This is a genomic window from Novosphingobium beihaiense (assembly GCF_022832375.1).
Taxonomy (GTDB): domain Bacteria; phylum Pseudomonadota; class Alphaproteobacteria; order Sphingomonadales; family Sphingomonadaceae; genus Novosphingobium; species Novosphingobium beihaiensis.
Genome location: NZ_JALHLG010000042.1, coordinates 14,550 through 39,053, shown reverse-complemented (window position 1 = coordinate 39,053; position 24,504 = coordinate 14,550). Strand labels below are relative to the sequence as shown.

Annotated in this window: 27 protein-coding genes; 13 read left to right on the top strand and 14 right to left on the bottom strand. The window is 63.6% G+C overall.

Annotated features, from left to right (window positions below):
- From MTR66_RS18055 to MTR66_RS18035, 5 genes are all read left to right on the top strand, one after another.
- On the top strand, nucleotides 1-1,885 hold a 1,885-nt coding region (locus tag MTR66_RS18055; protein ID WP_243923593.1), incomplete at its 5' end, for a heme lyase CcmF/NrfE family subunit.
- Complete coding sequence (locus MTR66_RS18050) at nucleotides 1,882-2,448, top strand: DsbE family thiol:disulfide interchange protein (RefSeq protein WP_243923592.1); 567 nt, start codon at nucleotides 1,882-1,884, stop codon at nucleotides 2,446-2,448. The genes MTR66_RS18055 and MTR66_RS18050, both read left to right, overlap by 4 nt.
- A gap of 23 nt (nucleotides 2,449-2,471) precedes the next feature.
- Nucleotides 2,472-2,879 carry a cytochrome c-type biogenesis protein gene (locus MTR66_RS18045; RefSeq protein ID WP_243923595.1) on the top strand — a complete coding sequence of 136 codons (408 nt, stop codon included), beginning with the start codon at nucleotides 2,472-2,474 and terminating at the stop codon, nucleotides 2,877-2,879.
- Nucleotides 2,876-3,538: a tetratricopeptide repeat protein gene (locus tag MTR66_RS18040; protein WP_243923591.1), complete on the top strand. Its 663-nt coding sequence runs from the start codon at nucleotides 2,876-2,878 to the stop codon at nucleotides 3,536-3,538. The genes MTR66_RS18045 and MTR66_RS18040 overlap by 4 nt, the downstream gene beginning before the upstream one ends.
- 115 nt (nucleotides 3,539-3,653) lie before the next feature.
- A complete protein-coding gene (locus tag MTR66_RS18035; protein WP_243923590.1) occupies nucleotides 3,654-5,612 on the top strand; it encodes a potassium transporter Kup in 1,959 nt (652 codons plus the stop codon).
- 42 nt (nucleotides 5,613-5,654) lie between these two features.
- Here the strand turns inward: MTR66_RS18035 and MTR66_RS18030 are convergent, their stop codons facing one another.
- Both MTR66_RS18030 and MTR66_RS18025 read right to left on the bottom strand, forming a co-directional pair.
- Nucleotides 5,655-5,888 carry an SEC-C metal-binding domain-containing protein gene (locus MTR66_RS18030; RefSeq protein WP_243923588.1) on the bottom strand — a complete coding sequence of 78 codons (234 nt, stop codon included), beginning with the start codon at nucleotides 5,886-5,888 and terminating at the stop codon, nucleotides 5,655-5,657.
- Nucleotides 5,889-5,917: 29 nt separating this feature from the next.
- Complete coding sequence (locus MTR66_RS18025; protein WP_243923586.1) at nucleotides 5,918-6,310, bottom strand: hypothetical protein; 393 nt, start codon at nucleotides 6,308-6,310, stop codon at nucleotides 5,918-5,920.
- 357 nt (nucleotides 6,311-6,667) lie between these two features.
- Here MTR66_RS18025 and MTR66_RS18020 point away from each other — a divergent pair, with 357 nt between their 5' ends.
- From MTR66_RS18020 to MTR66_RS18010, 3 genes are all read left to right on the top strand, one after another.
- Complete coding sequence (locus tag MTR66_RS18020) at nucleotides 6,668-7,597, top strand: lysozyme inhibitor LprI family protein (protein WP_243923584.1); 930 nt, start codon at nucleotides 6,668-6,670, stop codon at nucleotides 7,595-7,597.
- Between the two features lie 213 nt (nucleotides 7,598-7,810).
- Nucleotides 7,811-8,032 carry a YrhK family protein gene (locus MTR66_RS18015; protein ID WP_243923582.1) on the top strand — a complete coding sequence of 74 codons (222 nt, stop codon included), beginning with the start codon at nucleotides 7,811-7,813 and terminating at the stop codon, nucleotides 8,030-8,032.
- Between the two features lie 39 nt (nucleotides 8,033-8,071).
- Nucleotides 8,072-9,097 (top strand): oxidoreductase, encoded by a 1,026-nt coding sequence (locus MTR66_RS18010; protein WP_243923580.1) that lies wholly within the window; start codon nucleotides 8,072-8,074, stop codon nucleotides 9,095-9,097.
- 33 nt (nucleotides 9,098-9,130) lie between these two features.
- Here MTR66_RS18010 and MTR66_RS18005 read toward each other — a convergent pair whose 3' ends face one another.
- From MTR66_RS18005 to MTR66_RS17980, 6 genes are all read right to left on the bottom strand, one after another.
- Entirely contained in the window at nucleotides 9,131-9,784 is a 654-nt protein-coding gene (locus MTR66_RS18005; protein ID WP_243923578.1) for an inner membrane-spanning protein YciB, read from the bottom strand.
- On the bottom strand, nucleotides 9,784-10,734 hold the full coding sequence (gene ftsY, locus MTR66_RS18000; protein WP_243923577.1) for a signal recognition particle-docking protein FtsY: 951 nt from the start codon (nucleotides 10,732-10,734) through the stop codon (nucleotides 9,784-9,786). Before ftsY ends, MTR66_RS18005 begins: the two co-directional genes overlap by 1 nt.
- Nucleotides 10,731-11,909: a MiaB/RimO family radical SAM methylthiotransferase gene (locus MTR66_RS17995; RefSeq protein WP_243923576.1), complete on the bottom strand. Its 1,179-nt coding sequence runs from the start codon at nucleotides 11,907-11,909 to the stop codon at nucleotides 10,731-10,733. The genes ftsY and MTR66_RS17995 overlap by 4 nt, the downstream gene beginning before the upstream one ends.
- Complete coding sequence (gene dapF / locus MTR66_RS17990) at nucleotides 11,906-12,742, bottom strand: diaminopimelate epimerase (RefSeq protein WP_243923575.1); 837 nt, start codon at nucleotides 12,740-12,742, stop codon at nucleotides 11,906-11,908. Before dapF ends, MTR66_RS17995 begins: the two co-directional genes overlap by 4 nt.
- A 52-nt stretch (nucleotides 12,743-12,794) precedes the next feature.
- On the bottom strand, nucleotides 12,795-14,495 hold the full coding sequence (locus MTR66_RS17985) for a putative bifunctional diguanylate cyclase/phosphodiesterase (protein ID WP_268740590.1): 1,701 nt from the start codon (nucleotides 14,493-14,495) through the stop codon (nucleotides 12,795-12,797).
- 149 nt (nucleotides 14,496-14,644) lie between these two features.
- The gene (locus tag MTR66_RS17980; RefSeq protein ID WP_243923573.1) at nucleotides 14,645-15,580 is read right to left on the bottom strand and encodes an isopenicillin N synthase family dioxygenase; all 936 of its coding nucleotides are present in this window, start codon (nucleotides 15,578-15,580) and stop codon (nucleotides 14,645-14,647) included.
- Between the two features lie 63 nt (nucleotides 15,581-15,643).
- Between MTR66_RS17980 and MTR66_RS17975 the strand changes: the two genes are divergently transcribed.
- Both MTR66_RS17975 and MTR66_RS17970 read left to right on the top strand, forming a co-directional pair.
- Nucleotides 15,644-16,057, top strand: coding sequence for an EVE domain-containing protein (locus tag MTR66_RS17975; protein WP_243923571.1), 414 nt, complete (start codon nucleotides 15,644-15,646; stop codon nucleotides 16,055-16,057).
- Between the two features lie 199 nt (nucleotides 16,058-16,256).
- Nucleotides 16,257-16,475: a hypothetical protein gene (locus tag MTR66_RS17970; RefSeq protein ID WP_243923569.1), complete on the top strand. Its 219-nt coding sequence runs from the start codon at nucleotides 16,257-16,259 to the stop codon at nucleotides 16,473-16,475.
- A gap of 1 nt (nucleotide 16,476) precedes the next feature.
- Here MTR66_RS17970 and MTR66_RS17965 read toward each other — a convergent pair whose 3' ends face one another.
- Nucleotides 16,477-17,790: an MFS transporter gene (locus MTR66_RS17965; RefSeq protein WP_243923567.1), complete on the bottom strand. Its 1,314-nt coding sequence runs from the start codon at nucleotides 17,788-17,790 to the stop codon at nucleotides 16,477-16,479.
- A 121-nt stretch (nucleotides 17,791-17,911) separates the two neighbouring features.
- Here MTR66_RS17965 and pgsA point away from each other — a divergent pair, with 121 nt between their 5' ends.
- Entirely contained in the window at nucleotides 17,912-18,505 is a 594-nt protein-coding gene (gene pgsA, locus MTR66_RS17960; RefSeq protein ID WP_243923565.1) for a CDP-diacylglycerol--glycerol-3-phosphate 3-phosphatidyltransferase, read from the top strand.
- Between the two features lie 62 nt (nucleotides 18,506-18,567).
- On the opposite strand, the gene MTR66_RS17955 is transcribed toward pgsA, so the two are convergent.
- The 4 genes from MTR66_RS17955 to MTR66_RS17940 all read right to left on the bottom strand — a co-directional run bounded on the left by MTR66_RS17955 (nucleotide 18,568) and on the right by MTR66_RS17940 (nucleotide 21,517).
- Complete coding sequence (locus tag MTR66_RS17955; protein ID WP_243923563.1) at nucleotides 18,568-18,984, bottom strand: hypothetical protein; 417 nt, start codon at nucleotides 18,982-18,984, stop codon at nucleotides 18,568-18,570.
- Between the two features lie 97 nt (nucleotides 18,985-19,081).
- Complete coding sequence (locus MTR66_RS17950; protein WP_243923560.1) at nucleotides 19,082-19,978, bottom strand: hydrogen peroxide-inducible genes activator; 897 nt, start codon at nucleotides 19,976-19,978, stop codon at nucleotides 19,082-19,084.
- Nucleotides 19,975-21,195 carry a ribonuclease D gene (rnd, locus tag MTR66_RS17945; RefSeq protein WP_243923558.1) on the bottom strand — a complete coding sequence of 407 codons (1,221 nt, stop codon included), beginning with the start codon at nucleotides 21,193-21,195 and terminating at the stop codon, nucleotides 19,975-19,977. The genes MTR66_RS17950 and rnd overlap by 4 nt, the downstream gene beginning before the upstream one ends.
- A 70-nt stretch (nucleotides 21,196-21,265) precedes the next feature.
- Nucleotides 21,266-21,517, bottom strand: coding sequence for a hypothetical protein (locus MTR66_RS17940; RefSeq protein WP_243923557.1), 252 nt, complete (start codon nucleotides 21,515-21,517; stop codon nucleotides 21,266-21,268).
- A 206-nt stretch (nucleotides 21,518-21,723) separates the two neighbouring features.
- On the opposite strand from MTR66_RS17940, the gene aspS reads away from it, so the two are divergent.
- A complete protein-coding gene (gene aspS / locus MTR66_RS17935) occupies nucleotides 21,724-23,508 on the top strand; it encodes an aspartate--tRNA ligase (protein WP_243923594.1) in 1,785 nt (594 codons plus the stop codon).
- Nucleotides 23,509-23,520: 12 nt separating this feature from the next.
- Here aspS and MTR66_RS17930 read toward each other — a convergent pair whose 3' ends face one another.
- A complete protein-coding gene (locus MTR66_RS17930; RefSeq protein ID WP_243923556.1) occupies nucleotides 23,521-23,988 on the bottom strand; it encodes a hypothetical protein in 468 nt (155 codons plus the stop codon).
- A 216-nt stretch (nucleotides 23,989-24,204) separates the two neighbouring features.
- On the opposite strand from MTR66_RS17930, the gene MTR66_RS17925 reads away from it, so the two are divergent.
- A complete protein-coding gene (locus MTR66_RS17925; RefSeq protein WP_028657713.1) occupies nucleotides 24,205-24,441 on the top strand; it encodes an acyl carrier protein in 237 nt (78 codons plus the stop codon).
- Nucleotides 24,442-24,504 lie beyond the last annotated feature (63 nt).

Genomic DNA, 24,504 nt, shown 5'->3' with positions numbered 1-24,504 from the left:
GCTGACGCGGCGCGGGGCGGCGCTCGGCGCGGCGGTGCGGCCGGTGGCGGTGGTGCAGGGGCTGCTGGCGCTGGTGGCTTTCCTGTGCCTGATCTATGTCTTTGCCGTTACCGATCTGTCGGTGAAGCTGGTGGCGCTCAATTCCCATTCGATGAAGCCGCTGGTCTTCAAGATCGCGAGCGCCTGGGGCAACCATGAGGGCTCGATGCTCTTATGGGTTACGGTGATGGGCATGGCGGGCGGTTTCGTCGCGCTGGTGGAAAAGCGGCTGCCCGAACCGGCCATGCTGGCAACGTTGGCGGGGCAGGCTTTCGTTAGTCTGGGCTTCTATGCCTTCCTGCTTATGGCTTCCAATCCCTTCGAGCGCCTCTCGCCGGTCCCGCGGGAGGGCAACGGGCTCAATCCGCTGCTGCAGGATCTCGGCCTCGCGTTCCATCCGCCCACGCTCTATCTCGGTTATGTCGGTCTTTCGATCGCGTTCAGCTTCGCCATCGGTGCGCTGGTGACGCGGGAAGTCGGCCCGGCCTTTGCCCGGGCGATGCGGCCTTGGGTGCTGGGGGCGTGGATATTCCTGACCATCGGCATCACCGCCGGGTCTTACTGGGCCTATTACGAGCTGGGCTGGGGCGGCTGGTGGTTCTGGGATCCGGTGGAGAATGCCGCGCTGATGCCCTGGCTGGCCGCGACCGCCTTGCTCCATTCGGCCAGCGTCCTGGCCTCGCGCAATGCCTTGCGCGCCTGGACGGTGATGCTGGGCGTGGTGGCGTTCTCGATGTCGATGATCGGCACGTTCCTGGTGCGATCGGGCATCCTTACCAGCGTGCATGCTTTTGCCGTCGATCCCGAGCGCGGCACGTTCATCCTGGCCCTGCTGGCGATCAACATCGGCGGCGCGTTGACGCTATTCGCCCTGCGCGCGGCGACTGTGACCGAAGGCGAACGCTTCGCCGTGGTCAGCCGCGAGGGCGCGCTGGTGTTCAACAACGTGATGCTTTCGGCGATTCTGGGCATCGTGCTGTTCGGCACGCTCTATCCGCTGCTGGCCGAGGCGATGGGCGTGAAAGTCTCGGTAGGCCCGCCCTATTTCAACCCGATGAGCGCACTGTTCGCCATGCCGATGCTGGTGGTGCTGGCCATAGGCCCGCTGCTGCGCTGGCGGCGTGACAGGTTCGAACGTATTGGCAAGGCGCTGGTCATCCCGGCAATGCTGGTGGTTGCGGCCGGTATCGGACTGCTGGTGGTTGGCGGCATCGGGCTGCTGCCGTTCCTGGGGCTGGTGCTGGCCGCTGGACTGGCCTGGGCCAGTGTGCTGCCCTTGCGCGAACGTAACTTGCGCCGCACGCCGCTGCCCGTCTGGGGCATGGTCCTCGCGCACTTCGGCATTGCCGTCTCGCTGTTCGGGATGAGCTGCGAAAGCGCGTTCAACACTGAAAAGCTGGTGGCTGTGAAAGTGGGTGAGGTCACGCATGTCGGCCCCTGGGGCGTCAAGCTGGATGCCATAGAGCCGGTGGCCGGTCCCAACTGGACCGCGCTCGAAGCCCGGCTGCTGGTGCGTTATGGCGCTGACGGCAAAGTGACGCGCATGGCCCCGCAATCGCGCAGTTTCTGGGCTCCGCCGCAGCAGACCAGCGAATCCGCGCTGCTCACCCGCTGGAATGGCCAGCTTTACACCGTGCTGGGCGGAAAGGGTGAGGACGGGCGCTGGCAGCTCAGGCTGTGGTGGAAGCCGTTCGTGCCGCTGATCTGGATCGGCGGGCTGCTGATCGCGCTGGGCGGGGCACTGGCGCTGATCGGGCGCGTGAAGACCGACGTGCGCCGCCTCGTGGCGAAGGACAAGATCGCCTATCGTCACGAACGCAAGGCCCAGCTAGGAAAGCGGCCATGAGCGATATGAGCAGCGAGACAGGCTCTCCCAAGCCCCGGCGCTGGGCGATCTGGCTGCCGCTGGTGCTGTTCCTGGGCTTCGTGGCGCTTGTGCTGGTGGGGATGCTGCGCCCGGCAGACCGCAATGTGGCGAGCGCGCTTGTGGGCAAGCCGATGCCGCAGTTCAACCTGCCGCCCGCGCTGCCGGGGCGTCCGGGGCTCGACAGCAAGGTTCTGGCCAACGGCAAGCCGCATCTGGTGAATATCTTCGCCAGCTGGTGTGTGCCGTGCCGCGTCGAAGCACCGCAGCTTGGCGCGCTGGCGAAGGCTGGTGTTCCCATCGAGGGCATTTCGGTGCGCGATTCGACCGAGGCCTTGCAGGGTTTTCTAGATCAGAACGGCGATCCTTATCAGCGCATTGGTGCCGATGACGATGGCCAGGTCCAGCTTGCGCTGGGCTCGTCCGGCGTGCCGGAGACCTATGTGATCGATGGAAAGGGCAAGATCGTCTACCAGCACATTGGCGAGATCCGGCCCGACCAGCTCGGCCTGATCCTCGACAAGCTGAAGGAGGCCGGGCTGTGAAGCGGCTGGCCGCGTTGCTGCTGATGGTGCTGGGGCTGGCCACGGCCGCGCCTTTGCTGGCGCAGGGGGAGCAATCCACCGCGCCTTATGCCTATCGCCAGCTTGACGATCCGGCAAAGGAGGAAAAGGCGCAGGCGCTGATGGAAACGCTGCGCTGCCTGCAATGCCAGGGGCAATCTATCGCCGATTCGGATGCGCCGATCGCAGGCTCCATGCGCAGCCTCGTGCGTGAGCGAATCGAAGCCGGGGAGGATCCCGAAGCGATCCGTTCCTGGCTGATGGAACGCTATGGCGACTATGTTAGTTATGCCCCGCGCATTACCGGTCTGACCTGGCCGCTCTTCGCGGTTCCCGCAGTGCTGCTGCTGCTGGCCTTCCTGCTGCTGCGCCGCCTGTTCACAGGCAGTGCGAAACCAGGAGAGGGCGCATGATCTGGGCACTCGTCGCGGGACTGGCAGTGCTGGCCTTCGGGCTGGCCGTCTTCGTGCTCAAGGCGCCGCGCGGCACATGGGAAGCGGTGGCCGCCGCGCTGCTGCTCGGCATTGCAGGGTATGTGATGCAGGGCACTCCAGGACAGGCGGGGGCGCCCAAGACGGCGGCAGAAACGGTTTCGGACAATGCCGATGCACTGGTCGAGGCGCGCCTGAAAGTGACGAACAAAGGCATTCCGCCTAACAACAAATGGGTGGTTTTCGCCGATGGGCTTGCCCGCAACGGCCGCTATGCGGAGGCTGCGGGAATCCTGCGGGGCGAGGTGGAGAGCCATCCGGGCAATTCGGAAGCTTGGCTGGCCATGGCCAATGCGCTGATGGCTCATGCGGAAGGGACCGCGACTCCGGCCGCGCTCTATGCCTACCGTCAGGCGATCAAGGCCGGTCCGGACGAGCCGGGGCCGCCGTTCTTCCTCGGGCTGGCGCTGCTGCAGAGCGGCCGCGTTGCCGAAACGCGCGACTTGTGGGCAGGGCTGCTCAAGCATGCTCCCGAAGATGCGCCGTGGCGGGCGCCGCTGGCGATGCAGTTGCAGCGGCTGGATGCCGTGATCTCCGGTCAAGCCCGGGGCGCATCCGATTCGCCTGTGTCCCAACCGTGAACCGGTACATAAGACAGAATCTCACTAACGTTGCCTGGCCCTTCGCATGCTGCTAACGGCCTCTCCCTCGCCGCACCTGCGGGGGCGGTTTGCGAGTCCATAACGGGGCGCACGAATGAGTGATGCAACATCGGATAGGGCTGAAGGCCCGGCGCTGATCGATCCGGCGACGGCTTCGGCAACTCCGGCATACGGCGGCCACGGTTCCGGCAACGTCGCCAAGTTGGCGTTCGGGGCTATTGGCGTGGTCTTCGGCGACATCGGCACTAGCCCGATCTACGCTTTCCGCGAAACCTTTGTCGGCCCGCACCCGCTGGCGATCGACGAACTGCATATTCTGGGCGTCGTCAGCCTGATTTTCTGGTCGATGACGATGGTCGTCTCGATCCAGTACGTCAGCGTGCTGATGCGCGCGGACAACAAGGGGCAGGGCGGCAGCCTGGCTCTGGTCGCGCTGATTTCGGGCGCGATCAAGAAATCGAGCTATGGCGGGCTGATCGTGATGCTCGGCGTTTTCGCGACTTCGCTGTTCTACGGCGATTCGATGATTACGCCCGCTGTTTCGGTGCTGTCGGCGGTGGAAGGCCTTACGGTCGTCCAGTCGAGCCTGCAGCCCTTCGTGCTGCCGATCGCGCTGATTCTGCTGATCGGGCTGTTCGTGCTGCAAAAGAGCGGGACGGCCAAAGTCGGCGCGCTCTTCGCGCCGGTCATGGTGCTTTATTTCACCACGCTGGCGCTGCTGGGCATCTATCATCTGGTGCAACTGCCGCACGTGCTGGTGGCGCTGAACCCGTGGTACGCGATCCAGTTCTTCATGACTGACAAGATGCTGGGCTTTCTGGCGCTGGGTTCGGTTGTGCTGGCCGTTACCGGTGCCGAGGCGCTCTATTCGGACATGGGCCACTTCGGGCGCGGCCCGATGCGCATGTCGTGGTTCGGGTTCGTGATGCCGTGCCTGCTGATCAACTATTTCGGCCAGGCCGCGATGATCCTGGGGCTGGACGATTCGGCCGCGGCCGAGGCGATGGAGAACCCGTTCTTCAACCTCGCGCCCGATCACTGGCGTCTGCCGCTGGTGATTCTGGCCACTTGCGCCACCTTCATTGCCAGCCAGGCGGTGATCTCCGGCGCTTTCTCGATCACCCATCAGGCGATGCAGCTCGGCTTCATCCCGCGCCTGTCCACCCGGCACACCAGCGAGCACGAAGTGGGGCAGATCTACATCCCCTTCGTCAACTGGGCGCTGATGACGGGCGTGATCGTATTGGTGCTGGTGTTCCAGAACTCGTCGAATCTCGCTTCGGCCTACGGTATCGCTGTGACGGGCGCGATGCTGATCGATACCTGCCTGATGGCGGTGCTGCTGATCGTGCTGTGGCGCTGGAAGCTGTGGCTGGCGATTCCGGTCATCGTTGCCTTCTTCGTCGTCGATGGCACGTACTTCGCGGCCAACGCCACCAAGATCCCCGACGGCGGCTGGTTCCCGCTGCTGATCGGCGGCGTTGCCTTCACGCTGCTGACGACGTGGAACAAGGGCCGCAAGCTCATGCGCGACCGCATGACCGAGGCTGCGCTGCCGCTCAACGTCTTCGCCAAGAGCGCGCATGGCAGCGCCGCGCGGGTGCCGGGCACGGCCATCTTCATGGCCTCCAGCAATATCGGCGTGCCCTCGGCCCTGCTGCACAACATCAAGCACAACAAGGTTCTGCACGAACGCGTGGTGGTGCTGACGATCGAAGCGCAGGACGTGCCTTATGTCGAACCGGCCGACCGCTACGAAGTGATCGATCTGGGGCAGGGCTTCTACCGCATGACGCTGCGCTACGGCTTCATGGAAGAGACCGACGTGCCGCACGGCTTGGCCCATGCGCCGATGTGCGGCGGGCCGTTCGAGATGATGAAGACCAGCTTCTTTCTCTCGCGCCAGACCCTGCTGCCGTCTGAGAAGCCGGGCATGGCGATCTGGCGCGAAAAGCTCTTTGCGTGGATGATGCGCAACGCGGCCAGCGCGATGGAATTCTTCCGCCTGCCCACCAACCGCGTGGTGGAACTGGGAAGCCAGTTGGAGATCTGAATTTGGCGGGAGTGTGCCTTCCTGGCACTCTCCCGCCTGGTTTCATCTCCAGTAGTCGCGGCGTACCGGCCCGATTTCAGGCAGCAGGCCTTGAAACCTCCTCCCTGAGCCGCAGGGGCAGGGATCGTTGCGCCCTAGCTTTTCCAGCAGTTCGACTTCCCCGCCCCGGATCGTGCGCAACCCGCGCTTGACCCGGGTTTCGCTGGGATAACCGCGCCGCCGCTTGGACGTGCGTTCAAAAGCGGGGCCGAAAGCAGGCGTCGCCGTCGAAGTCATAGCCGTAGGTCATGGTTTCCTCCTGTGGATCAGTGGGGTTTCGCGACGACCTGCATGGCGTCGCGGTAAAGGATTGTGCCGGGATGGCGCGCGGTGATCCGCTCTACCGGAATGCCGCCGTCCTCAAGCAGGACCGCCAGCACATGGGCATGGGCGATAGCCTCGCGCGCGGCCGGTTCCGGGCGGAACCAGCAAATGCCGTCCTTGTGCCACACCCGGCGCGCACGCACCGCGAAGGGATGGCTGCCGGACGGCACTGGCAGATATTTGCCGAACCAGCACAGTTCGTGGTCGATGGCCCGTGCCAGCGGGCTTGGCCACAGATCGCCGCACAAGTCACTGGCGGCGCGGAAAAGGCCCGGCCTGATACCGGCGCGCGTAATGGCGCCCGGCGTAACGAAACGCAGATACATGATGGACACGCAAACCTGGCCGGCCTCTGGCCGGCACGGCGCATGTCAGGCGCGTTCGGTCAGTGGCGGGCGGAAATGGGAATGGGTTCGGACAGGGGGACGCATGGGCGCAGCCGCGCGCCATCGTCCCTTGGTCCCGGAGGCAAGAGCGTCAGTTTCATGTCATGCCTCCGTTTGAATTACGCGCGGGCCCATCCCTGCGCAGTGCGCGGCGCCTCTAGGCGAGCGGCAGAAGCGATGCAAGGTTTTCTTCGCACATGCAGCATGAAGAGACGCGGAGTCCCCGTGGGAGCCGCAGTGTCTTGCCCCATTCATGATCAAATGAAATAGTAGCGCGTTTTCAATGCAATCCGGGGGGCTTTGCGAATGCAGTCTAGCAGACTGGGCGTGCTGACGTCGACGATACTACTGGGCCTGAGCGGGTGCGGAGGAGCCTCTCTTTTCGATAGCGAGACAACGTGCCTGAGCGAAAGCGGGCACGAGGCCGTGATTGATCTGATTCGCAAGAAAACCAGGGCCAAGGTTCGGGAGATGCTGGGCAAGGGGCTGTTGCAAGGTATTGCCAAGGCCCCGGAATCGAAGATCAACCTTGCCGTGGGCAGCCTGAAATTTGCGATCGCCGATGTCCGCACGACGCTGGAAGATCCCAACAGCACTAAGAAGTCCTGCGTTGGCAATCTCAGGGTGATCTTTCCCGAACAATCGGCCCGGGAGGCGGAAAAGACCGCGGAGCTGCTGGAGAAGGACGGAACCATCGGCGAGGCTATGGCTGGCAAGGGGTTCGAGCGTGACGCTGGAGCCTATGTCACCCAGTTCGATTTCACGATCCAGCCAACGGACAGTGGCGACAAGGTCTATGCCGAACTCAACGAAGACCAGCAGAAAGACATCGTCGACGGGGTCTCCATGGTCGAAAGCATGGCCTTGATACGGCCGGGAATCGAAAAGCTGGTGGCGGAAAGGAAACGCGAGGAAGCCGAGGAAAAGGCGCGCAAGGAGCAGGCTCTGGCGGAGCAGCGCGACGCGGCGCTTGCCGAAGCGAAGGCGGGAATGGATTTGTCCGTCCAGTCGATCAATGCGACCTGGGACGCGCTCGACAAGCCGGTGCGCAGCCGCCTGCTGGCGCTTCAGCGGGCCTGGATCAAACGGAAAAGGGCGGACTGCAAGATCGAGGCCGCCGGTGCTTCCACTGACGCGACGGAGCGGGAAACCGCGCGAATGAAGTGTGAAACGCGCTTCAACAATCAGCGGCGGAGCTATCTGAGCAAGTATCTGAACAGCTACCGGACGTATTGAAGCGGGGCACCCCGTTTCGATATGATGGCGCGCCCAGCGTCCGTACTATTGTGCCTAGGCCGGGACAGCGGGCGAGGTTCGTCCTGCGCCAACGCTGCGGGCTCTGCGGCAGAATGGCGCGCGGCCGGATTGCCTCTTGCCCCGGCGGCGGGAAAAACGGCACAGGTGTCAGGGCCTGCACAGCCTGAAAATCAACGAAAGGCCGCGTTACTCATGATCCATCCCGTTCGCACTCTGGTCCACGATTTTCGCTGGATTCACATTGCCGTAGGGGTTGCCGGGAACATGCTTTTCGTGCTCGGCAGCATCCTGTTCCTGCCGTCCATGCAGGCTTGGCAAACGCTCGGAGTGTGGATGTTCATTGCCGGTTCGGCGCTGATGCTGGTGGGAGCGCTGGGCGAACTGCTCAAACAGGTCCTGAAGCCGCGCCTTTAGGGAGGGCTTCCCCATACCCGGCCAGAGAAAGGGCATACGATGAAGACAATCGGCGTGGGACTGATCGGATACGGGCTGGGCGGGCGTGTCTTTCATGCGCCCTTTGTCCAGGCAGCGGACGGAATGGAGCTGCGCGCGGTTGTTTCGAGCGATCCCGGCAAAGTGCATGCCCAGTTGCCGGGCATGGCCGTGGCCGAATCTGTCGATGCGTTGCTGGCCATGCCGGGGATCGATCTGGTGATCGTGTCGAGCCCGGATCATTTGCACGCTGAACATGCTATCGCCGCGCTGAGTGCAGGCAAGCATGTGCTGGTGGACAAGCCCTTCGCCACATGCCTGGCGGACGCCCGGCGCGCCGTGGAAGCGGCGGAGCGGGCGGGCAAGGTGCTGACGGCCTTTCAGAACCGGCGCTGGGATGCCGATTTTCTGACGTTGCAGCGCCTGACCGGGCAAGGCGCGCTGGGCCGCATCGTGCATTTCGAAAGCCACTTCGACCGCTGGCAACCGGTCGTGCCATCGCGCTGGAAAGACGCGCGGGAAGGGGGCTCGTGGCTGGATTTGGGCCCGCACCTTGTCGATCAAGCGCTGGTCCTGTTCGGCAAACCGGATGCGATCACGGCAGATATTGCAGCCCTGCGCGACGGCGCTCCGGCGCCGGACTGGTTCCATGCCGTTCTCCACTATCCGGGTATGAGGGCGGTTCTGCATTCGAATAAGCTCGCGGCCGATCACCGCCTGCGCTTTGCCGTGCATGGCACCGCAGGGAGCTGGATCAAGCACGGGCTCGATACGCAGGAACCGGCGATCATCGCAGGGGCCAGACCGGGAGACGACGGGCTGGGAATTGATCCCGAGCCAGGCGTGCTAACGTCCGCCGAAAACCCTGACCAGCGAGAAGTCGTCCCGAACGAACGGGGCGCTTATGAACGCTTCTGGCGCGCGCTGGGGATGGCGTTACGCGGCGAAGGGCCCAATCCGGTTCCCGCAGAGCAGGCTCTCGACACGATGGCCGTGCTGGAAGCAGGGCTGGAAAGCGCTGCGAAAGGCATGACCGTGCGATTGTAAGGCATGTGCGCTCGCACCTGGCGGCGAGCAGCGTCAATCGTGCGGCGGGTTCTCGATCACTTCTTCTTTCGCCTCTTCGCCCATGCCGTGTTTGAGCACCATGGGGAGCTGTGAGAAGGTGAAGACGAAGGACAGCACCGTGAAACCCCAGAGTTTGGCCTGCAGCCAGGTCTCGAAGCTCACCGTGTAGACCAGAATCGTGTTGAGCACGGCAAGCAGCAGGAAGAACCACGCCCAGTTGCGCGAAAGCTTCATCCAGCCTTCCTCGTTCAGCCCTTCGAAGGCGGACTGGAGGAGCACTTTGAGCATCGGCTTGCCGCGCCACAGCCCGAAGAACAGCACGCCCGCGAACATCAGGTAGACGGCGGTGGGCTTGATCCGGATCCAGAAATCGTTGTGGAAGATCACCGTCAGCATGCCGAAGCCGATGATCAGCACCGTCGTCAGCCACAGCATTGGCGAGATATGGCCGAGCCGCCATTTCGAAACGCCCAGCGCGATCACGGTGGCAACCATGAAGGCGACAGTGCCCTTGATCACCGCAGTGACGGTCGCCAGCGATTCACCGTCCCCGGCCGGGGCATAGTACTTGTAGGCCAGGAAGAAGACCAGCAGCGGGCCGAAATCGACCAGCAGGTTTACCCACGAACTCTTGGGCTTTTCCGCCTTGGCTGTTTCCATATTCATCATGCAATTCCCGCAATGACGCGGGCCAGAAGGTCCGGATTGAAGGGGCGCAGGTCGTCGATTTTCTCGCCTACGCCGATGGCATGGATCGGCAGCCCGTATTGCTCGGCCGCCGCGACCAGCACGCCGCCGCGCGCGGTGCCGTCGAGCTTGGTCATGATCAGGCCGGAGACGCCCGCCACTTCCTTGAAGATCTCGATCTGCGAGAGGGCATTCTGCCCGTTGGTGGCATCGAGCACCAGCACCACGTCATGCGGCGCCTCGGGATTGAGGCGGCCGAGCACGCGGCGGATCTTGGCCAGCTCGTCCATCAGCTCGCGCTTGTTCTGCAGGCGCCCGGCGGTGTCGACGATCAGCGCATCGATACCCTGATCGGTCGCCGCCTTGACCGCGTCGAACACGATCGAGGCGGGATCGCCACCCTCGGGCCCCTTGACGATGGGGATGGAGAGCCGCTCGGCCCAGACGCCGAGCTGGCCGATGGCGGCGGCGCGGAAGGTATCGCCCGCCGCCAGCATCACCGAATAGTCCTGCTCCTGAAACAGGTGGGCCAGCTTGGCGATGGTGGTGGTCTTGCCCGAACCGTTGACGCCGATCACCAGGATTACCTGCGGGCGCGGGAAGGCCACCACGTCGAGCGGCTTGGCCACCGGGCGCAGGATCTCGGCGATTTCGCGGGCGACCACTTCCATGATCGCGCGTTCGTCCGCATCGCGCTCGAAGCGTTCCTCGGCAAGGCGTTCGCGGATGCGGGCGGCGGCGCGGGGGCCGAGGTCCGACATGATCAGCGCATCCTCGATATCGTCGAGCTGCGCGTCGTCGAGCCGGGTCTTGCCGACGATCCCGGCCAGATTGCCGGTCAGGCGTTCCGAGGTCTTGCGAAAGCCGCCGAAAAGGCGGTCAGACCAGGCGTCGCCCGCCGCGCCTGTCGTGGCGCTGTCCTCACTCATACTTCCAGTATTCCTTCGACTGCCCTTGCGGGCGTAACGCGGATCAGCGCGCCGGGCCGCGTGCCTTGCGGCAGGCGCACGGGCGCGAAGTTTTCCGCATGGCCGGTCCCGCCCTTTTCGGCAAGGACCGATAGCGGTTTGTCCAGTTGCGCGGCAAGCCAGCGGGCACGCACGCGGGCCACTTGCGCCCGCAGTTCGGCGGCGCGGGCCTTGATCGTGGCCGGATCGATCTGCGGCATCCGCGCGGCGGGCGTGCCGGGGCGCGGGGAGAAGGGAAAGACGTGGCCATGGACGATTTCCAGTTCTTCCACGATGGAGAGGTTTGCCGCGTGGGCGGCCTCGTCCTCGGTGGGGAATCCGGCGATCAGATCGGCGCCCACGGCGAGATCCGGACGGCGCGCGCGCAGGCGTTGCACCAGATCGAGGGCATCGGCGCGGCTGTGGCGGCGCTTCATACGCTTGAGGATCAGGTCATGCCCGTGTTGCAGCGAGAGATGGACATGCGGCATGACGCGCGGCTCCCCGGTCAGCAGCTCGAACAGCGTATCGTCCACTTCCGCCCCGTCGATCGAGGAGAGGCGCAGGCGGGACAGGGCGGGGAAGCGGGTGAGCATCGCCGCGCACAGCGCGCCCAGACGCGGGCTTTCGGGCAAGTCGCCGCCCCATGAGGTGAGATCGACGCCGGTCAGCACGATCTCGTTCACCCCGGCGTCCAGATGGACGGCCACGTCCTCCAGCACTTCCGCCACAGTGCGCGAGCGGCTGGGGCCGCGCCCTTGCGGGATCACGCAGAAGGTGCAGGCATGGTCGCAGCCGTTCTGCACTTGCACGAAGCCGCGCGTATAGCCGCGCCGTTCGCGCAAGGGCGCGGCCGCAGGCACGTTCCAGGCGCGCGGATCGAGCTTGGCGGTATTGGGCACGAGGCCATCGACTTCGGGCATCGCGCCGAGCATTTCGTGCTCGACTTCGGCGGCGCAGCCGGTGACGATCAGGCGGGCACCGGGGCGGGCCTTGCGGGCGCGGCGGATGGTCTGGCGGGTCTGGCGCACCGCCTCGCTGGTGACGGCGCAGGAATTGACGACGACCAGATCGCCCGCCTCCCCCAGAAGCGTGCGCAGATCCTCGCTTTCGGCCAGATTGAGGCGGCAGCCCAGCGAATGCACTTCGACGGTCAATCCGGGCTCCCGGCCGCGAATCCATAATCTGCGGGATCGAAGCTGCCGCGAAAGCTTTCGGTGGCGGGGCCGGTCATCACGATCCCGTCATCCTCGCGCCATTCGATAACGAGCGCGCCGCCGGGCAGCGTGACCGTCACCTTGCGGTCCACCAGCCCGCGCTTCATCGCGCCGACCGCCGTGGCGCAAGCACCGGTGCCGCAGGCGAGGGTCAGGCCCACGCCGCGCTCCCACACGCGCAGGGTGATGGCATCGCGTGCGGTCACGGCAGCGACGTTCACATTGATGCGCTCGGGAAAGACCGGATCGGTCTCGATCAGCGGCCCCAGCCGCTCCATGTCCACGGCATAAGGATCGGGCACGAAGAAGATCGCGTGCGGATTGCCGACATTGACGCCGACCGGATTGGTGAGGTCTTCCCAGGCCAGCGGCATGGTGTGCGTGTCCATGGCATAGGCGAGCGGGATCGCATCCCAGTCAAAGCGGGGCTGGCCCATTTCCACGGCAATGCCGGTGTCCGACGGGGTGGCGGAGAGCAGCCCGCCCAGCGTCTCGATCCGCGCGGGCGCGCCGTGTAGCAGGCCCACCGCGCGGGTGGCATTGCCGCAGGCTTCCACCTCGCTGCCATCGGCATTGAAGATGCGCATGCGGAAATCGCCCAGTTCCGAAGGCTCCAGCAGGATCAACTGATCGCAGCCGATGCCGGTGCGGCGGTTGGCCAGCGCGGATGCCAGGGCGGCGTCCATCGCGGGCAGGGCCTGCGCCGGGTTACGCGCGTCGAGCACGACGAAATCGTTGCCGAGTCCGTGCATCTTGGTGAAGTCGATCCGCATGGGCGCGATCTAGGTCTTTGCAGGTCGCAGGTCCAGAGGTGATAGCGCCAAGTCAGGCGTTGCGGACGTGTTTTCCGGGCACCTCGGCGGGTTCTGCCATGCTGCCGGTGGAATCCGCTTTTGCCGGGGTGTGCAAAGCTTGCGCCAGGGCTTCCGGACCAGCAGGCTCCTTGCCACGTGCAGCCTTGCCGGAACGCTGCGGATCGTTCAGCCATTCGGCCAGTTCTCGGGCCGGGCGGGGGCGGCCGTAGAAATAGCCCTGTCCCTTGATCGGGCCGTACTGCAGCAGGTGGTCCAGAACCTCTCCGGTCTCGATCCCCTCGACAGTGACGGGCAATTGCAACCCCTTGCCCAGCATGGCGATCGCGTGAACGATGGCGGCGTTGTCCTTGCTCTCGTGCAGGCTGGTTACAAAACTGCGGTCGATCTTGATGCGGTCGAACGGAAGGCTGCGCAGCTGCGCCAGCGAGCTGTAGCCGGTGCCGAAATCGTCGAGGCTGATCTTGATGCCCTGGTTCTTCAGACTGGTGATCAGGGAACGCGCTTGCGCCACGTTCTGGTGCAGGCAGCTTTCGGTGATTTCGATTTCCAGCCGGTTCGGCGGAAAATTCGCCTCGACCAGCAGCCGCAGCAGTTTCTGGGCGAACCAGGGATCGCGCAGCTGCAAGGGCGATACGTTGACGGCCAGCGTCAGGCGCGGATCCCAGGCTTTGGCGTCTTCCAGCGCCTGGCGGATCACGCTTTCGGACAGATCGCCGATGGCGCCGATGTCTTCGGCCACGGGAATGAAGACTTCGGGCGAAACGATGCCGAACTGCGGCGAATCCCAGCGTGCCAGCATTTCGAAGCCGGTCAGCTCGCCGGTCTGCAGATCGATCTGCTGTTCATAGTAGGGGACGAATTCGCCGTTCGGGATACCGTGCCGGATGCCTTGCTCCAGCTCGGTGCGAAAGCGCATCTCGTCGGCCATCATGTCTTCGAACCAGAAGTAACCGTTCCGGCCCTGGCGCTTGGCATGGTACATGGCGATGTCCGCCATCTCCAGCAGCGCGTGGGCATCGGGATGCTGGCTGCCGGCGCCGGGGGAATCGGAGCGGGAGAGGCCCATGGACGCCGTGACGTCCATGCTGATGCCGTTGATCTGCATGCTTTGGCTGATCGTCTCGATCAGTCCCGAGGCGATCAGGGCAATCGTATCGTCGCGGTTCTTGTCGAACGCGAAGGCGGCAGAAAATTCGTCGCCGCCGATACGGCCCAGAAGTGAGCGCTTCGGCAGGCCGGAAGCAATCCGGCGCGCGCACTCGCGCAGCAGCAGGTCGCCGGCATTGTGGCCATTGAAATCGTTGACCTGTTTGAAATTGTCGAGGTCCACCATGACGAGGACCACGATCTGTCCTTCTTCGTCCGCTTTGGTGATCAGGTGGTCAACGCACTGGTTGAAGCTGCGGCGGTTGAGAAAGCCGGTGAGCGGGTCCGTCTCGGCCATTTTCCGGGCCTGCTTTTCGGCGGCCTTGCGCAGCTGGATCTCTTCGCAAAGCTGCCGGTAGCGGCTCCAGCCGAAGATGATGATGGCGATATTGAGAAGGAACGCATTCAGGATGAGGTTGTCCGGCCCGGTGCCGCCATAGAGCAGCGAATTGACCACCGGAGGGCCGATCTGACTGCCCGTGGCGACGAACATCAGGATCGCGGCTGTGACGATGCCGAGCGCGACGACGTCTATCTGCCGCCGGTTCTCGCTCTCATCGTCCATCGCCGTGATATGCCTGGTGAATGACGCCTCCACCCACAAGCTCCCTAGAGTTTGTACTAGGGCGAAACGCTAGAACGGTACTCTGAAATTTCCGTTAAGTGCGGGGGACGAAATAACGCGCGCCAAGCCGTCCCCCGGGTTGTTTTTCCTCAGGCTTTCAGGCCGATTTCCCGCAAGCGTTCCTGCAGATAGTCGTCAGCCGTGATCGAGACCGGATAGCGGTCGGGATTGTCCGCGCTGATGCACTCGGGCAGCGTCACGAAGGGAAAATCGCTGCGCAGATGCAGGAAGAACGGCATCGAATAACGGCTGTGCGCCGCGCGGTCGCCCGAAGGGTTGCGGACCCGGTGCGTGGTGGAGGGCAGCACATGGTTGGTCAGGCGCTGGAGCATGTCGCCGATATTGATGACCATGGCGCCTTCGGGCGGGGCGATGGAGAGCCATTCGCCGTTCTTGCCGAGCAGTTCCAGCCCCGCTTCCTCGGCGCCGAGCAGCAGGGTGATGAGGTTGATGTCTTCATGTGCGCCTGCACGGATGGCGCCGCCCGCACCTTCGCCGACCGGCGGATAGTGCAGCAGGCGCATCACCGAGTTGCCGTCTTCGATGGCGGGATCGAACCACTGCGCGTCGAGCCCTAGGTCGATGGCAATGGCGGACAGGATCTTCGCACCGGTCTTGTCAAACTGGGCATAGAGTTCGCTGAAGGTTTCGCGAAAGCCTTCGATCTCTTCGGGCCAGACGTTCGGCGGCATTGTCGCGGCGAGGGGGGAGCCTTCGGGAAGGTCGCGGCCGACGTGCCAGAACTCCTTGAGATCCTTCTCGGTCGCGCCCTTGGCCACTTCGGTGCGGAACGGCGTGTAGCCGCGTGCGCCGCCCTGACCGGCATTGAAGTATCGCATTTTGGTCTCGACCGGCAGGGCGAAGAACTGCTTGGTCAGTGCCCAGGCGCGGCTGATCAGATCCTGATCGATGCCGTGATCGCGAATCATCGCGAAACCGAAGGTGCGGAAGCTGCCGCCGATCAGGGTGGGAAGGTTGTCCTTGTCCGCATCGAGGCTCAGGACGGGAATTTCAGCAAGGTCCATGGGTAGTGTAATCCGTGGTGAATCGGTATGCGGCCACCGATAGTCGAAATGGAAAGGCAATGCATGTCGAAGAGCTACTGGCTGATGAAATCGGAACCGGATGCCTACAGCTGGGACGACCTCGTGGCCGAAGGCGAGGGCACCTGGGACGGCGTGCGCAACCACCGCGCCGCCAAGAACCTGCGCACCATGCAGGTGGGTGATGAAGCGTTCTTCTACCATTCGAACGTCGGCAAGGAGATCGTCGGCATCGTGACGATCAGCGAGGCGGGCCTGACCGATCCGACCGATCCGGAAGGCAAATGGGCGGCGGTCAAGGTGAAGCCGGTGCGCAAGCTGGCGAATCCCGTCACGCTCAAGCAGATCAAGGCGGACCCGGAATTGCCCGACATTGAGCTGGTCAAGCTGTCGCGCTTGTCGGTCGCGGTGATCACGCCGGAAGAATGGGCCCATATCCTTTCCGTGTCGGAGGGATAAGCTTCTGAGCCGGGCATCCGGCCCAGATGGAAAAAGACCGGAAGGGCTGCCAGTTGGCGGCCCTTTTTCGTATCAATTCCGCCGGTTGCGAGCGCAGCAGAAAGCTGGCGGCTGTGAGCCTCGTCCCGTTTTGGGAAGCACGCGGCAACCGGCTTTGCGCAAATGTAAACAAAATCTTAAAATGCGTTTCATGAAGAATATGAAACGTCGCGCTCTCGTTCTCACGCAGGAATCGGCCGGGCATCCCTTCCGCCGTTCGCTGCCGCCGCATGTCTTCACGCAGCCGCTGGGCGTGGACGTGGAGGCAGAGGAGAACGCCCAGGCCGCGCATCGCTGGCGCATGAGCGGCGGCGACTGGCGCAGTTTCCTGACCGCTTATTGCACCTGCTTTGTGGCGGTGATGGTCTTTATCGCCTGATTCAGGCGGTGACGGCGGACTGTTCGGCGCGGAATAGCACGTAGCCCAGCCAGGCAGAGGCCGCGCAACTGGCGGCCACGACAAGCAACTGATGCACCACCGGAACGCCCAGCAGGGTCATGGCCTCGGTCACGACAGCACCCAGCACCATCGCGCCCGAATTGACGATGTTGTTCGCCGCAACCGTGCGCGCGGTCTGGGACTTGTCCACGAACGTGGTGAGGAAGGCATAGAGCGGCACCACGAACATGCCGCCGCATACGGCAACGCCCAGCAGGGTCAGCAGCAGTGGAATGGCCAGCGGCTGTGTCACGAACACGCTCACATCCATCAATTCTTCCGGCCCGCTATGCGGCGGCCAGAGCGCGCAAACCCGCTGGAACGCCACCAGAAACAGGCCCATACCGATCACCGAAATGGGAGACCAGCGCGCCGAAACCTTGCCCTTGAGCATCGCGTTGATCACCATCGCACCGATCGCGACGCCGACCGAGAAGATCACCAGGAACAGGCTGGCGACCTGCTTGCTGGCCATCAGGATGTTCTTGGCGAGCGGCGGGAACTGGACGAACAGCACGGTGCCGATGGCCCAGAAAAAGCTGATCGCGCAGATCGCGAGATAGACGCGGCGGTCGCGCATCGTGGTGCGCACCAGAGTGATGGAGGATCGCACGATATGGAAATCGAGCGGCTCCAGCTTGCCCAGCGGCGGAGCGGGCGGAACCTGGCTGCCTGCGAAAAAACCGATCCCGGCCACGATGACCACGGTGATCGCGGCGGCTTCCACGCTGATCCAGCCCGCGACAATCGTGCCTGCCAGAACGGCGAGGTATGTGCCTGCCTCGACCAGCCCGGTGCCGCCCAGGACTTCCCCCTTGTTCAGGTGCTGGGGCAGAATCGCGTACTTGATCGGGCCGAAGAAGGTGGAATGGATGCCCATGGCAAAGAGCGCCACCAGCATCAGCGGAATGGCAAGCGCGTGCAGGGCGACGCCCTGCCAGGCCAGCACGAGCCCGGCGCCGCCCACCAGCATGATGGCGATCTCGCACGCCTTGATGATCCGGATCAGCAGCGCCTTGTCGCGCATGTCCGCAAGCTGTCCGGCCAGCGCCGAAAGCAGGAAGAAGGGAATGATGAAGATGGCCGAGGCAAGGGCGCTGAAGCGGGCTTCCTGCGCTTCGGAATGATAGACTTCGTACACGACGAAGAGGATCATGGCGTTCTTGAACAGATTGTCGTTGAACGCACCGAGCAGCTGGGTGACGAACAGAGGAAGAAATCGTCGCGCCCGGATGAGTTGGGTCGTCGTGGTCATGTCGGATCGTGTTACCGGCCTGCCTTTTATGTCGGGCGGACGTTTAATGCGGTGGGCCGGGGGCACAACCCCTGATCGGCACTTTATTCCTTCATGGCTTAGGGGCTATGGGCAGGGGGACATGCTGACTCTGCCGAATATCCTCACCCTTTCGCGAATCCTCACCGTTCCGCTGCTGGCCTTCCTGCTGTGGTGGCCGCAGTGGGAATTCGGGTATGGCCTGGCTTTCGGGCTCTACTGCCTGATGGGGATCACCGACTATTTCGACGGCTATCTCGCCCGGTCGAGCGGAACTGTTTCCAAACTCGGGATTTTTCTCGATCCGATTGCCGACAAGATCATGGTTGCCGCGGTGATTCTGGTTCTCACGGCACAGGGGATCCTGACCGGGCCCTATGTCGGCGACATGCATGTGATCGCGGGGCTGGTGATTCTGATTCGCGAGATTGCCGTTTCGGGGCTGCGCGAATTTCTCGGGCCGTTGCAGGTGTCCGTGCCGGTCAGCAAGCTCGCTAAGTGGAAGACCGCGTTCCAGATGATTTCGCTCGGGGCCCTGATCCTGGGGGCAGCGATGCCCTGGTGGAATGTCCTGATTGGCGGACTGGAGATCAACATTCCGCACACTGTCGGGCTGGCAACCCTGTGGGGCGCGGCGGGGCTGACGCTGGTTACCGGCTGGGACTACCTGCGCGTGGGTCTCAAACACATGGATTGAGGGAGTGCGAGGTCTCGGGGGAAAGCAAGCCCCAGCCGGTATTCCTTGTCAGCGGGTATTCCTCAGCTCTGGCTGGCGGTGAAATGCCCTTCGCGGCCCTTGGCCGAGATCGTGCCGGTCATGCGGTTGCCGTTCAGCGTTCCGGCGAAATTGATATCCACCGACAGGAACATGACTTTCACCGGATAGCTCCAGGCCACGGCGCTGCCCTTGACGCTGCCGGACGAGAGCTTGTGCTTCTTGAGCTTGCTTTTCTTGCTGTCTCCGGTCGCGACATCGGTGCACACGCCGCCAAGTTGCGTGCCGTTCGGCACGAATTGGCAATCGAGCACGAAATTCTTGCCGTCGATATCCCCGCTGACGCGCCAGGGGCCGGACACTTGCGCCATGCTGGCCGCCGGCGTCAGCAGGCAGGCTGCCGCCGCCGCCAGCGCGAGACCGGGGGCGGCCTTTGCGTACAACCGTTCACGAAACTTCATCGAATGCTCCTTCGCTGCCGGCGCGACCCGCGCCCGGCAGCCTCAGAGCACAGTTTGATGGAGGAATTGTCGAGAAGGTCCGGAGTTTGCCCGCGCGCTATCCTGCGCGCAGTTCGTCCGCGAGCATCCGGAACTCGTCCGAACGCGGAGAATTCTTGCGCCATACCAGTGCGATCTCGCGGTTGGCATTGGGCGATAGCAGGGGGCGCGCCACCACGTTGGTACCGTTGAGAATACCTGCATCGAGCGCCATTTCGGGCAGCATCGTTAGCCCCAGGCCGTTATCGACCATCTGCACCAGCGTGTGCAGGCTGGTGCCAATCATCGTCGCGCTGGCCCGCAGTTCGGGGCGGTTGCAGGCGGCGAGGGCATGGTCTTTCAGGCAATGCCCGTCTTCCAGCAGCAGTAGCCGGTTCTCGTCGATGATGTCGGGCAGGACTTCGGCGGGCGGATTGCGCGGATCGTCGTGCGGGAAAGCGACGAAGAAGGCGTCCAGCTCGATGGTTTCCTTTTCCACTTCGCCGGTGGCGTAAGGCAGCGCCAGCAGCACGCAGTCGGCGCGGCCGTGGTGGAGCGACTCGATCGCCTGCTGGCTCGGCTCCTCGCGCAGGAACAGCTTGAGATTGGGGCGCTCGCGGCGCAGGCGCGGGAGCATGCGGGGCAGCAGGAATGGCGCGATCGTGGGGATCACGCTCATGCGCACTTCGCCCGAGAGCGGCTTGCCGCTCGATTGCACGAGTTCGGAAAGCTCCTCGGTTTCGCGCAGGATACGGTGGGCCTTGGCGACGACGGAATTGCCCAGTGGCGTAAAGCGTACCGCGCGCTTGGTGCGTTCGACCAGGGTTACGCCGAGCAGCGTTTCCAGATCGCGCAGACCTGCCGAAAGCGTGGACTGCGAAACGAAACAGGCCTCTGCAGCCCGGCCGAAATGCTCATGCTCATGCAGGGCCACCAGGTATTGCAGCTGTTTGAGCGTGGGCTGGTAGACCGTCATGAAGAGGCTTGGCTGTCTGTCTGCTCGCTGGCTGCTTCGGCGGGATCGGCATCGTCGACGTGCGTCATCTTCAGCTTGCCGTTTTCCACGGCGAAGGCAAGCTTGCCTTCAACCAGATCGAGGGCGTCGTGGCCGAAGACGTCATAGCGCCAGCCCCGCAGAATCGGGAGATTCTTGCGCACCCCGGCTGCCAGCATTTCCAGCTCGTCGCTGCGGCTGAGCAGACGGGCGGCGACATCGATTTCGCGCGAGCGGATCTTGAGCAGTAGCTTGAGCAGATCGGCCACAAGCGCGCCTTCCTTGCCGAGCGGTGCCCCGCGCGGGCTGCGCGGCGGCAATTCGCTGTCGGACAGGGGCTCGGCTGCGGCGATGGTTGCCATCAGGCGCTTGCCGATCTCGTTGTCTCTCCAGCCCTGCGAAAGGCCGCGCACTTTGGCGAGATCGGCCTGCTGTTTGGGCGGGTGGCCGGCCAGATCGGCCAGCGTCTCGTCGCGGGCGATACGGCCGCGCGGAATGTTCTTGCCCTGCGCTTCCAGCTCGCGCCATTCGGCAATCGCCTTGAGGCGGCCGAGCACGGCAGGATTGCGTCCAGACGCCTTGATCCGCCGCCACGCCTGAGTCGGATCGTTGCGGTAGTTTTCCGGATCGGCGAGCTTTTCCATTTCCTCGTTCAGCCACGCGCCGCGCCCGGTTTTCATCAGGCGCTTGAGGATCTTGGGGAAGATCTTGGACAAGTGGGTGACATCGCCGATGGCATAGTCGATCTGCCGCTCGGTCAGCGGGCGGCGCGACCAATCGGTGAAGCGCGCGCCCTTGTCTATCGTGAGGCTCAGCCAGGATTCGACGAGGTTCGAATAGCCGATCTGCTCGGACTGGCTGATCGCCATCATTGCGATCTGGGTGTCGAAGATCGGATGCGGCGTGCGCCCGGTGGCGTTGAAGATGATTTCAACGTCTTGCCCGCCCGCATGGAAGACCTTCAGCACGTCCTCGTTGTTGACGAGCAGGTCGTAGAGCGGCGTTAGATCGAGATCCTTGGCGAGCGGATCGACGGCGGCGGCCTCTTCCGTATTGGCGATCTGGACGAGGCAGAGCTCTGGCCAATAAGTGTTCTCGCGCATGAACTCGGTATCGACGGCGACGAAGTCGGATTCGGCAAGGCGCGCGCACAGATCGGCGAGATCCTGGGTGCTGGTGATCAGAGGATGAATTTTCATTGAAAAAGGGCGTTACGCCTAACGGGGGAGGGGATCAACGCCTGCGTTAAGGATTACGCGGGCGGGGCGGTCATTTACGGCGCAGGAGCCGCTGCAGAAGGCTTGGTTTTTCCGCCGCTGCCAGTTCCGCGATGCTCTCTTGCGTGACGAGGCGGCGGCGTAACTGCGTTCCGGAGGCATGTTCGCTTGCCGGAGTGGGGGCATGCTGAGGTTCTTGGCCGGGCGGCATGTCCTGGCCGGACGTGCGCCCGTTAGTCTGCAAGGCGCCGTCCCGCAGATATTCGTCCTGCTCTGCAGTGCCGCGCGCGATATCCGCCGACATTTCCTGACTCCATATGACCCGGTGACTCAGGGATAACCGGTATGGGTTTATTTGGAGTTACCGAAGGCATCCCGAAGGTGCCCGGTCCAGACTGTCCCGGCGCATGTTTGCGGCCGGAACGCAATCGGCATCTGGAAATCGCCGCGCCACTCGACTAGGGGGCACGGCTTGCACATCCGTTATCAGTGAAGAAGCGCGAAACCGCCATGACTCATCCTTACCGCTCCCACACTTGCGCCGCGCTGACGGCGGCCGAGGTCGGCCAGACCGTCCGCCTGTCCGGGTGGGTGCACCGCAAGCGCGACCACGGCGGCGTCCTCTTCGTGGACTTGCGCGATCATTACGGCATCACACAGGTGGTGACCGACGCCGATAGCCCGGCACTGGAACTGCTCGATTCGCTGCGGCTGGAAAGCGTCGTCACGATTGAGGGCAACGTGAAGGCGCGCACGCCTGAAACGGTGAACCCGGGGCTGCCGACTGGCGAGATCGAGGTCTATGCTCGCAGCGCCACGGTGCTTTCGAAGGCCGAGGAACTGCCGATGCCGGTGGCGGGCGAGCAGGAATATCCCGAGGATATCCGTCTCAAGTATCGCTTCCTCGACCTGCGCCGCGAAACGCTGCACGCCAACCTCGTCAAGCGCACGAAGATCATCTCGGACATGCGCCGCCGCATGGAAGGCATCGGCTTCACCGAATATTCGACGCCGATCCTCACCGCGTCGAGCCCCGAAGGCGCGCGCGACTTCCTGGTGCCGAGCCGCATCCACGCAGGCAAGTTCTACGCGCTGCCGCAGGCGCCGCAGCAGTACAAGCAGCTGCTGATGGTTGCCGGGTTCGACCGCTATTTCCAGATCGCCCCGTGCTTCCGCGACGAAGACCCGCGTGCCGACCGCCTGCCGGGCGAGTTCTATCAGCTCGACCTTGAGATGAGTTTCGTCACCCAGGAAGAGATCTGGGAAACGATGGAGCCGGTGATCCAGGGCATCTTCGCCGAGTTCGCCGAAGGCAAGCCGGTGACGCCTTCGGGTGAGTTTCGCCGCATTCCCTATGCGCAGTCTATGCTGGACTATGGTTCGGACAAGCCCGACTTGCGCAACCCTGTGATCATCAAGGACGTGACGGAACACTTCCAGGGCTCGGGCTTCGGCATTTTTGCAGGCATCGTCGAGAACGGCGGCGTGATCCGTGCGATCCCGGCGCCGGGCGCGGGCGCGGGCAGCCGCAAGTTCTTCGACGAGATGAACAACTGGGCGCGCGGCGAGGGCTTCTCCGGCCTTGGCTATATCAATATCAAGGACGGCAATCCGGGCGGCCCGATCGCCAAGAACCATGGCGAGGAAAAGACCGCCGCGCTGATCGAGGCGCTGGGCCTTGGCCCGAACGACGGCGTGTTCTTCGCCGCGGGCAAGGAAGAGCAGGCGGCCAAGCTCGCCGGGCTTGCCCGCACGCGCGTCGCCGAGCAGCTCGACCTGATCGATCAGGACCGTTTCGAGCTGTGCTGGATCGTCGATTTCCCGTTCTTCGAATGGGACGAGGACGCCAAGAAGGTCGATTTCGCGCACAACCCGTTCTCGATGCCGCAGGGCGGGATGGACGCGCTGACCTCGCAGGATCCGCTCACCATCAAGGCGTTCCAGTACGACCTCGTGTGCAACGGCTTCGAGATCGCTTCGGGCTCGATCCGTAACCAGAGCCCGGAACTGATGGTTGCCGCGTTCGAGAAGGTCGGCCTGTCGAAGGCCGATGTGGAGGAACGCTTCGGTGGCCTCTACCGCGCGTTCCAGTACGGCGCTCCGCCGCACGGCGGCATGGCCGCTGGTGTGGACCGTATCGTCATGCTGCTGTGCGGCGCGCAGAACCTGCGCGAAATCACGCTGTTCCCAATGAACCAGCGCGCCGAGGACCTGCTGATGAGCGCGCCGTCTCCGGCCGAACTCAAGCAGCTTCGCGAACTGCATTTGCGGGTGGTCGAGCCGCAGAAGGCCTGACGGGAGGCCGGTTTATAGAGGGATAAGCAGGCGCGAGGCTATGTAACCGCCCACGTTCGGGCAGGACAGCCAGAGCCTTCCTTCCACACCGGTCACATCCTCCACAAGGTCGCCGCAATCCACATGGCTCCCGCTTTCAAGGCGGGAGACCATGCGGCTTGCCACGGTCGGCTGCTCGCGCACTGCTGCAAAGCCGTCACTCATTTGGCCTACCCTGTATTCCTTGAGGCCTGTGTCATGGTCTGGCGGTGCCGCGGAGGCTGTTTCAACGGCCTTTCCGTTTTCCGTAGCTTTCAAGCTGCCGCCGTGAGAACCGAGAAGCCCTGCGCTGTTAAGGCCGGAAATGAGCGCGGTAAGCGCTGCGACAAGCGTTGTCGTTGCCGTGATGATGCCTGGAAGCGTTTTCCAAAAACTGGTTGCAGCCGAAAAAACGGAACCATCTGAAGGAGGGCCTTCCGGTGGCGGCGGATTGTCGGGCATCGCCTGTTCTCCCCACTTTTCCTCTCTTGCGTTCTATCATGACACGAGATGGGCCATCTGCAAATGGCAGACAAAGCCGGGTTTGACGGGGAGGAAAGCGGTTCAGGGGCACGTCCCGGCAAAACACGTGGCGCATGGCACTTGCCAGCACGGCACCTTCTCATTAGGGCGGCTGGCGATATTTATTAATCCTCTGGATTGTGAAGGGGTCATAGAATGAGCGATACCGCCGATCGGGTTAAGAAGATCGTCGTCGAACACCTGGGCGTGGAAGCCGACAAGGTCACTGAAGATGCAAGCTTCATCGATGATCTGGGCGCTGACTCGCTCGACATCGTCGAGCTGGTCATGGCTTTCGAAGAAGAGTTCGGCGTCGAGATTCCGGACGATGCGGCTGAGAAGATCAGCACTGTCTCCGATGCCATCAAGTACATCGACGAGAACAAGGGCTGAGCCGGTCCTCCGGCAGACCTGCTTTCCGGCAACGGGAGCGGTCCGCCAGAACTCGGATTGAAA

Bases quoted from the DNA above. Each gene is read 5' to 3' on its own strand.
- MTR66_RS18050 (WP_243923592.1), top strand. From the start codon at position 1,882: ATGAGCGATATGAGCAGCGAGACAGGCTCTCCCAAGCCCCGGCGCTGG.
- MTR66_RS18045 (WP_243923595.1), top strand. From the start codon at position 2,472: ATGGTGCTGGGGCTGGCCACGGCCGCGCCTTTGCTGGCGCAGGGGGAG.
- MTR66_RS18040 (WP_243923591.1), top strand. From the start codon at position 2,876: ATGATCTGGGCACTCGTCGCGGGACTGGCAGTGCTGGCCTTCGGGCTG.
- MTR66_RS18035 (WP_243923590.1), top strand. From the start codon at position 3,654: ATGAGTGATGCAACATCGGATAGGGCTGAAGGCCCGGCGCTGATCGAT.
- MTR66_RS18030 (WP_243923588.1), bottom strand. From the start codon at position 5,888: ATGACTTCGACGGCGACGCCTGCTTTCGGCCCCGCTTTTGAACGCACG.
- MTR66_RS18020 (WP_243923584.1), top strand. From the start codon at position 6,668: ATGCAGTCTAGCAGACTGGGCGTGCTGACGTCGACGATACTACTGGGC.
- MTR66_RS18015 (WP_243923582.1), top strand. From the start codon at position 7,811: ATGATCCATCCCGTTCGCACTCTGGTCCACGATTTTCGCTGGATTCAC.
- MTR66_RS18010 (WP_243923580.1), top strand. From the start codon at position 8,072: ATGAAGACAATCGGCGTGGGACTGATCGGATACGGGCTGGGCGGGCGT.
- MTR66_RS18005 (WP_243923578.1), bottom strand. From the start codon at position 9,784: ATGAATATGGAAACAGCCAAGGCGGAAAAGCCCAAGAGTTCGTGGGTA.
- ftsY (WP_243923577.1), bottom strand. From the start codon at position 10,734: ATGAGTGAGGACAGCGCCACGACAGGCGCGGCGGGCGACGCCTGGTCT.
- dapF (WP_243923575.1), bottom strand. From the start codon at position 12,742: ATGCGGATCGACTTCACCAAGATGCACGGACTCGGCAACGATTTCGTC.
- MTR66_RS17985 (WP_268740590.1), bottom strand. From the start codon at position 14,495: ATGGACGATGAGAGCGAGAACCGGCGGCAGATAGACGTCGTCGCGCTC.
- MTR66_RS17980 (WP_243923573.1), bottom strand. From the start codon at position 15,580: ATGGACCTTGCTGAAATTCCCGTCCTGAGCCTCGATGCGGACAAGGAC.
- MTR66_RS17975 (WP_243923571.1), top strand. From the start codon at position 15,644: ATGTCGAAGAGCTACTGGCTGATGAAATCGGAACCGGATGCCTACAGC.
- MTR66_RS17970 (WP_243923569.1), top strand. From the start codon at position 16,257: ATGAAACGTCGCGCTCTCGTTCTCACGCAGGAATCGGCCGGGCATCCC.
- MTR66_RS17965 (WP_243923567.1), bottom strand. From the start codon at position 17,790: ATGACCACGACGACCCAACTCATCCGGGCGCGACGATTTCTTCCTCTG.
- pgsA (WP_243923565.1), top strand. From the start codon at position 17,912: ATGCTGACTCTGCCGAATATCCTCACCCTTTCGCGAATCCTCACCGTT.
- MTR66_RS17955 (WP_243923563.1), bottom strand. From the start codon at position 18,984: ATGAAGTTTCGTGAACGGTTGTACGCAAAGGCCGCCCCCGGTCTCGCG.
- MTR66_RS17950 (WP_243923560.1), bottom strand. From the start codon at position 19,978: ATGACGGTCTACCAGCCCACGCTCAAACAGCTGCAATACCTGGTGGCC.
- rnd (WP_243923558.1), bottom strand. From the start codon at position 21,195: ATGAAAATTCATCCTCTGATCACCAGCACCCAGGATCTCGCCGATCTG.
- MTR66_RS17940 (WP_243923557.1), bottom strand. From the start codon at position 21,517: ATGTCGGCGGATATCGCGCGCGGCACTGCAGAGCAGGACGAATATCTG.
- aspS (WP_243923594.1), top strand. From the start codon at position 21,724: ATGACTCATCCTTACCGCTCCCACACTTGCGCCGCGCTGACGGCGGCC.
- MTR66_RS17930 (WP_243923556.1), bottom strand. From the start codon at position 23,988: ATGCCCGACAATCCGCCGCCACCGGAAGGCCCTCCTTCAGATGGTTCC.
- MTR66_RS17925 (WP_028657713.1), top strand. From the start codon at position 24,205: ATGAGCGATACCGCCGATCGGGTTAAGAAGATCGTCGTCGAACACCTG.